This is a genomic window from Burkholderia sp. PU8-34 (genome assembly GCF_053427725.1).
Map to the genome: position 1 here is coordinate 1 of NZ_JBSAXC010000064.1, position 581 is coordinate 581.

1 pseudogene is annotated in these 581 nt (G+C 66.3%); it reads right to left on the minus strand.

What is annotated here, in order from left to right:
* Positions 1-581: pseudogene (locus tag ACV22Z_RS35705) on the minus strand (GntP family permease); the annotation flags it as partial.

The following is a 581-nucleotide window of genomic DNA, read 5'->3' on the forward strand; positions in this document are numbered from 1 at the left end:
GCGACGACGGTCTTGATCGACGTCGTCACCGGCGCATGCACGCCGGGCAGCACGTCGGGCGCGACCGTGTACGACGCGGTGCCGTACCACGACGGGATCAGCTTCGTCAGTGCGAAGTTTGCGACGCCGACCAGGATGAGCGGCGCAATCGCGAGGACCGGATTCGGCAGCGAGTCCGTCTGCACGCGCTCCGGCTCGTTGACGAGCGACGTGCCGTAGCCTTCGCCCTTCGCCATCGCCGAGCGACGGCGCCATTCCAGATACGAGAGGCCGACGATCACGATGAACACCGAGCCGATCGTGCCGAGCGCGGGCGCGGCCCAGGCGGTCGTCTTGAAGAACGTGGTCGGGATGATGTTCTGGATCTGCGGCGTGCCGGGCAGCGAATCCATCGTGAACGAGAACGCGCCGAGCGCGATCGCGCCGGGCATCAATCGTTTCGGAATATTGCTCTGGCGATAGAGTTCGGCCGCGAACGGATAGACCGCGAACACGACGACGAACAGCGACACGCCGCCATAGGTGAGCAGCGCGCACACCGCGACGATCACCGCATTCGCGCGCGAGCGGCCGATGTAGCG